We start from the raw sequence: 5,944 nt of genomic DNA on the forward strand, positions 1-5,944 counted from the left end.
CCCGCGGCCGCCGGAATCTGGGGTGCGGTCATCGAACCGCACCTCTTCGCCATCCGCCGCCGCACCCTGCCGATCCTGCCTGCCGGAGCCGAGTCCATCCGGATCCTCCACGTCGCCGACCTGCACCTGGCTCTCTGGCAGAAGCATCGCGCCGCCTGGGTCACAGCGCTCACCCGCCTCGAACCGGACCTCGTCGTCAACACCGGTGACAACCTCTCGGCCGATATCGTGCCTGACGTCCTCGACGTCTTTTCCGGGCTGCTCGAAACCCCCGGTGTCTTCGTCCTGGGGTCGAATGACTTCTTCTCTCCGCAGGCGAAGAATCCCGCGAAGTACCTGCGCTCGCCGTCTCAGGTCAAACACCGCGTCAACCCCGACCTCGACGTCAAGGCCCTCGTCCGCGGGTTCGAAGAGCCGACATCCCCGTCGGTCTCCCCAGCCGGCGGGCAGGGATGGCATTTCCTCGACAACACCGAGGCGGCCCTGACGATCAAGGGCACCCGGATCCACTTCTCGGGCCTCGGCGATGCCCATATCGACCGTGACCGGATCCGCTGGAGTGAGGGAGCACCCGGCAAGGGTGTGCTCGAGCATCCGAGGTTCGATCCCGAGGCCGGCCTCAAAGTGGGCGTGACACATGCCCCGTATTCGCGGACCTTGGAGGCATTCGCCTCGGCGGGGGCGCATCTCATCATGGCCGGACACACGCACGGCGGTCAGATCCGTGTGCCTTTCTGGGGTGCGCCGGTGACGAACTGCGACCTCGATCGGACACGCGCACGCGGAGTCTTTCCGTACCGGAAGAGTCTCGTCGCCATCTCCGCCGGTCTCGGATTCTCACCCTACTCACCAGTGCGTTTCGCCTGCCGACCCGAAGTCAGCGTCTTGGAGCTCGTCGCAAAGGCCTAGCCCGTTCAGCGGTTTCTGAAGATTTGCACAAGGCGAATTCGTTAAACTGGCTACCATGGTGTCTCCTGAGTCAAACGCCCCACCCACGAAAATGGGCGCGTTCATGCAGTTCGTGGCCGTCAGTGCGGTGGCGGGAATCGTCGCGGCCGGTCTGGCCATTCCCGGCGTCGGCGTCGCAACAGCCAGTGCGAACAGTGCTGTCGAGATCTTCGATTCGCTCCCCGCTACCTTGGAGATCAAGGACCTCGGAGAGAAGTCGACGATGCTCGCCTCCGACGGGTCCGAGCTGGCGGAGTTCTACTGGCAGAACCGCCAGGAAGTGCCTCTCGACAAGATCTCGCAGGACATGCAGAACGCGACGATCGCGGTCGAGGACTACCGGTACTTCGAACACGGCGGCGTCGACATCGAGGGCATCGCCCGTGCGGCGGTGCACAATATGGTGTCGTCGACGACTCAGGGCGGATCGACGCTGACCCAGCAGTATGTGAAGAACGTTCTCGCAGAGAACGCGCACGCCGAGGACAACGCCGAAGGTGTGGCAGCGGCGAAGGAGTCCGAAGGCACCGCCGGCTATGCGCGTAAGCTGCGCGAGGCCAAGCTCGCTGTCGCGGTTGAGAAGAAGTACGACAAGAAGGAAATCCTCAACCGCTACATGAACATCAACAACTACTCGGGATCCCCGAACGTCTACGGCGTCGAAGCCGCCGCCTACCGGTACTGGGGCATCCACGCGAAGGATCTCAACATCCAGCAGTCGGCGATGCTCGCCGGAATCGTGCAGAATCCCTCGGCGTTCAACCCGCAGCGGTTCCCCGACCAGGTTCTCAAGCGGCGCAACACCGTGCTGGGACAGATGCTCAAGTACGACCACATCACGCAGAAGGAATACGACAAGGCGGTCAAGACCGACCTCGACCTCGACCTGCATGAGACCCCGAACGGCTGTTCGGCAGCCAAGAGCAAGGCAGAATTCTTCTGCAACTATGTCCAGAACGTCATCATGAATGACGACACCTTCGGCGACACGGCTGACGAACGCCTGGCTTTCCTCCAACGTGGCGGTCTGAAGATCAAGACCAGCCTCAATCCCGATATCCAGAAGATCGCGGACAAAGAGATCAAGAAGCGTGTTCCCGTCGGTGACCCGTCCGGCGCCGGACATGCCCTGGTGACGATCGAACCGGGAACCGGTGAAGTCATCGCAATGGCCGAGAACCGTGAGTACACTGCGGGAGAAGTCAAGAAGAAGGACAAGAACAAGAAGACCTCGATCAACTACACCGTCGACAAGAAGCACAACGGCGGCGGTGGCTTCCAGGTCGGCTCGACGTGGAAGCCCTTCGTGCTCACGGCCTGGCTGAAGGAAGGCAAGAGCCTCAATACGACGGTCAATGCGACGAAGCGCAACTTCCCGGCCAGCTCTTGGACGTACGACGGCTGCCCGAACATGGCCGGAGATTGGGACCCGAACAACGCCGGAGACGGTGAAGGCAGGGGCTCGATGACCGCGCTCGAGGCAACGAAGAAATCCGTCAACACGGGCTACGCGGCCATGGGCAACCAGATGAACATGTGCGACATCATGGACACCGCGATGGATCTGGGCATCCGCTACGGAAGCGGTGAGACGCTCGATCATGAGGACAAGTCGGGCTTCATCCAGGCCCTGTCTCCTTCGTCGATCCTCGGTACTACGGAAACCACGCCCATCGCCATGGCTGCAGCGTTCGCCACTTTCGCGAACGAAGGCGAGTTCTGCGGACCGAAGCCGATCCTCGAGATCAAGGATCGCAAGGGCGAGAAACTCGACCTGCCGGGTGAAGGATGCAAGCGAGTCCTGTCGAAGGATGTGGCCAGAGGCGTCGCCTACGCGCTGACGCAGACGTTCAACGGCGGTACGACCAGCTCGCTGAAGATCGGAGTCCCGGCCGGTGCGAAGACCGGTACGACGAACTTCGAGGTCGGTCACACCTGGCTTCTCGGCTTCACAAAGACCCTGTCGACTGCGGTGTGGACGGGAGACCCGAGCGGTACGCATGACTGGCGCACGAATGGTGCCGGCGCAGTCCGCGGCCACATCTACGGTGCGACCATCTCCGGTAAGACCTGGCAGGCGTACATGAGCCAGGCGGTTAAGGAGACCAAGGGCAACACCGGGTTCCCGAAGCCCAGCAGCAAGTACCTCTCCGGCGGCGGCTCCGGCGGTGGCGGCGGTTCGTCCACCGGTGGTGGCGGCGGCGGTACCGGCGGCGGTGGCGGCACCGGCGGCGGTGGTACCGGAGGCGGCGGCACCGGAGGCGGCGGCACCGGCGGCGGTGGAGGCACCGGCGGCGGTGGAGGCACCGGTGGTGGCGGTACCGGCGGCGGTGGAGGCGGTAACTCCGGAAACAACGGCGGCGGCGACGGTGGTGACGGCGGCGACGGTGGCGACGGCGGCGGCGACGGTGGTGACGGCGGCGGCGAGGCTCCTGGCCTCGGCGGCAACTGAGCCGACGACCCGGCGGCCGTGACCGGCCGATAGCACCTAGCCGTGACCGTTCCTGTGAGGGCGGGGAGGACCAGCTCCTCCCCGCCTTCGCTGTCTGACTTTCATGGGTGTGGCCGCAGCGAAACAGGAGTGACCGCCGCCCGCGGAACACAGGTGCCCAGCGTGCCCAGACTGGGCTAGTGTGGGGAACGGACCAGCGTCGTCGACCACACCAGGAAAGCCTGGTCACACCGGATCACCCGGACCGCCTCGGCGACGCACCGACAACTGAGGAGAACCATGACCAAGTGGGAATACGTCACCGTGCCGCTCATCGTCCACGCGACGAAGCAGATCCTCGACCAGTGGGGCGAGGACGGATACGAACTCGTGCAGGTCGTTCCCGGGCCCGACAACAACGGACTCGTGGCCTACCTCAAACGCCCCAAAGAGTGAGCTGAACCGCCCGGACCGCTGACACCTCACCCCCCCCACCGAAAGAAGAACAATGTCGAAGACCCTTGAGCGTCTGACCGAACTCGGCCTCGAATTGCCCGAGATCGCCACCCCCGCCGGCGCCTACGTCCCTGCACTGCGCACCGGGAACTACGTCTTTACCTCCGGCCAACTTCCGGTTGTCGACGGCAAACTGCCCGCCACCGGACACCTCGGCACGGACGTCGACCTCGACACCGGCTACCAGCTGGCACGCACAGCCGGGCTCAACGCCCTTGCCGCTATCGCCGGAGTCATCGACGATCTGGACAAGATCGTGCGCGTCGTCAAGGTCACCGGCTTCGTCAACTCCGCCGACGACTTCACGCAGCAGCCGGCCGTCATCAACGGCGTGTCCGAGCTCTATGGCGAGATCTTCGGAGACCGTGGGCAGCACGCCCGCAGTGCGGTCGGGGTGAACACCCTGCCTCTGGGCACCCCCGTCGAGGTCGAAATCATCGTCGAGGTCTCAGGCGATGCCGCTTAGCGGACGCACTCTTCCCGTCTCGTCGGAGCTGCGGTGGCTGCTTGACCACTGGCAGTCCGACGGACGGTGGCCCGTCCCGGAAGCCCCGCGCCCCACCTCGGCGATCGTGCTGATCCGGGACTCGGCGGACGGGCTGGAACTCTTCATCACCCGGCAACTCGACGCCCGCGGCGTCGAAGACCGCAACCGGTGGGCATTCCCCACCAGCAGCCTGCGCCCGGGTGACGTGCGGAAGCTGCCTCTTGCCGGATGGAATTCGGCCCGGTGCGCACGCGCGTTGAACATTGAGAGCAAATCCCGCGCCCTCCACCATTTCTCCGCGGCCGCCCGCATCACTTTCGCGGCCACCGGAATCCTGCTCGCCGAGGATGTCGACCGGGAGATCGTGGCCGCACCGCAGACGGATTGGCACACCACCCGATCGAGGCTGTTCTCGAACGAAGTGTCCTGGCCACAGGTCTTACGCGACCGAGACCTACGGTTACGTCCTGATCTGTGCAAACCGTGGCTGCGCTGGATCAACACCCCCGCCCAGCTGCACCGGTTCGACACCACTTACTTCATCGCCACCGTGCCCTTCGGCCAGGACGTCGACTTCCTGTCACCGAACGAGACCTCTGCCGGATGGAAACGCCCTGACCAGATCCTCGCCGAGGTGGGAGGAGACCCCGACCGCATCGGCGCGGCCGCCCGCATCATCGTCGAAAGCCTCGCCGAGGTCCCGACCGTGGGCGCGGCCATGGCACAGATCCGCAACGTCCACCCGCTGCGTCCGGAGATCATCGATGACGACGGCGACTGGAAGGTCGTCATCCACACTGGCAAGGACCCCCACAGCAAGGGCAGCCTGCGCGACCGGGCTGTGGCCGTCGGCGAGACCGACACCGAGCAGAGCCCCGGCTTCCTGACATTCAGCGGTGACGATGACGAAACGACAGACGAGGAGAGCGACGACTCATGAGAATTCGCGCGAACAACCCCGGCCCGATGACCCTGACCGGAACGAACACTTACGTGCTCACCAGTCAGGACGACACCTCCGCAGTCGTCATCGATCCCGGACCGGAGATGGCTGACCACCGTGAGAATTTCCTCGCCGAGGTGGCCGACCGTGATCTGGCGGCGATCGTTCTCACCCACCAGCACGCCGACCATTCCGAGATGCTCGGAAGCATCGACCAGTGGGCCCCTGAGGTGCCCGTCTATGCTGTGCTCGAGCGATTCGCCCGACACACGAATCCCGTGGTCGACGGCGACGAGATCGCCTTCGGCGGCACCCCGGCGGACGTTCTGCGCGTCGTCGCCACCCCCGGCCACACGAGCGACAGCATCAGCCTCATCCACTCCGGAGCCCTCTACAGCGGCGATACGATCCTGGGGGAGGGGACGACGATCGTCACCCACCCGGAAGGCTCCTTGGGCGATTATCTGAACTCCCTCGACCGGTTGAGAGAACTGCTCGACGCCGGTGAGTTCGCGATCATCGAGCCGGCCCACGGTGAGCGCATCGACGCCCCCGCCGAGGTGATCGACTACTACCGCTCCCACCGACTCGAACGCATCGAGCAGGTCAAAGCGGCACT

The 5,944-nt window shown here is 64.7% G+C and carries 6 protein-coding genes; all 6 read left to right on the top strand.

The features are described 5' to 3' along the window. The coding region (locus tag ACTIIH_RS10590) for a metallophosphoesterase (protein WP_441451700.1) at positions 1 to 909 on the top strand (909 nt) is incomplete at its 5' end. Positions 910 to 964: 55 nt separating this feature from the next. Next, complete coding sequence (locus tag ACTIIH_RS10595) at positions 965 to 3,400, top strand: transglycosylase domain-containing protein (protein ID WP_441451701.1); 2,436 nt, start codon at positions 965 to 967, stop codon at positions 3,398 to 3,400. Positions 3,401 to 3,679: 279 nt separating this feature from the next. Continuing rightward, entirely contained in the window at positions 3,680 to 3,835 is a 156-nt protein-coding gene (locus ACTIIH_RS10600; RefSeq protein ID WP_009883339.1) for a hypothetical protein, read from the top strand. A gap of 52 nt (positions 3,836 to 3,887) precedes the next feature. After that, complete coding sequence (locus ACTIIH_RS10605; RefSeq protein ID WP_441451702.1) at positions 3,888 to 4,361, top strand: RidA family protein; 474 nt, start codon at positions 3,888 to 3,890, stop codon at positions 4,359 to 4,361. Continuing rightward, positions 4,351 to 5,322, top strand: a complete 972-nt coding sequence (locus ACTIIH_RS10610) for a hypothetical protein (RefSeq protein WP_441091046.1) — start codon at positions 4,351 to 4,353, stop codon at positions 5,320 to 5,322. Before ACTIIH_RS10605 ends, ACTIIH_RS10610 begins: the two co-directional genes overlap by 11 nt. Beyond that, a partial coding sequence (locus tag ACTIIH_RS10615) for an MBL fold metallo-hydrolase (protein WP_441451703.1) occupies positions 5,319 to 5,944 on the top strand: 626 nt, incomplete at its 3' end. The genes ACTIIH_RS10610 and ACTIIH_RS10615, both read left to right, overlap by 4 nt.

The sequence above is a fragment of the Brevibacterium sp. genome, assembly GCF_052105255.1.
GTDB lineage: Bacteria > Actinomycetota > Actinomycetes > Actinomycetales > Brevibacteriaceae > Brevibacterium > Brevibacterium linens_B.

Coding starts and splice junctions, on each gene's coding strand:
- ACTIIH_RS10595 (WP_441451701.1), top strand. CDS start 965: ATGGTGTCTCCTGAGTCAAACGCCCCACCCACGAAAATGGGCGCGTTC.
- ACTIIH_RS10600 (WP_009883339.1), top strand. CDS start 3,680: ATGACCAAGTGGGAATACGTCACCGTGCCGCTCATCGTCCACGCGACG.
- ACTIIH_RS10605 (WP_441451702.1), top strand. CDS start 3,888: ATGTCGAAGACCCTTGAGCGTCTGACCGAACTCGGCCTCGAATTGCCC.
- ACTIIH_RS10610 (WP_441091046.1), top strand. CDS start 4,351: ATGCCGCTTAGCGGACGCACTCTTCCCGTCTCGTCGGAGCTGCGGTGG.